This window comes from Psychroflexus maritimus (assembly GCF_011089875.1).
Taxonomy (GTDB): Bacteria; Bacteroidota; Bacteroidia; order Flavobacteriales; family Flavobacteriaceae; genus Psychroflexus; species Psychroflexus maritimus.
The window spans coordinates 1-278 of sequence record NZ_JAANAS010000110.1 but is presented as its reverse complement, the minus strand read 5'-3'; the positions used below and the strand labels follow the sequence as shown (position 1 = coordinate 278).

Annotated in this window: 1 protein-coding gene; it reads right to left on the bottom strand. The window is 40.3% G+C overall.

Annotation, left to right across the window (positions count from 1 at the left end):
* Positions 1-278 (bottom strand): hypothetical protein (locus G7034_RS11330; RefSeq protein WP_166401071.1); only part of this gene is annotated, 278 nt, incomplete at both ends.

Below are 278 nucleotides of genomic sequence, written 5' to 3'. Positions count from 1 at the left end.
TTTGGATTGATTTCCTCATCTTTCTGCGTTAAATCGAATTCGCCTATTTCGTTGTCGGCTTGTTGAGCGTCACTTGGTGAAGCACAAATCACTTCGTTGCTTGCTGTTAAATTAATCTCAGGTCGTTCGTCAATGAACAACTGGAATCGGTTATCTTCAGCGGAATTAAACGCTGTAATACAAGCATTTTCTCCTTCCAATCGGATATAGATGAACTCACCATCAATTCCGTTATAATTCACAGGAAAAGCAATAGCGTTGGTGCCATTTTCGGCATT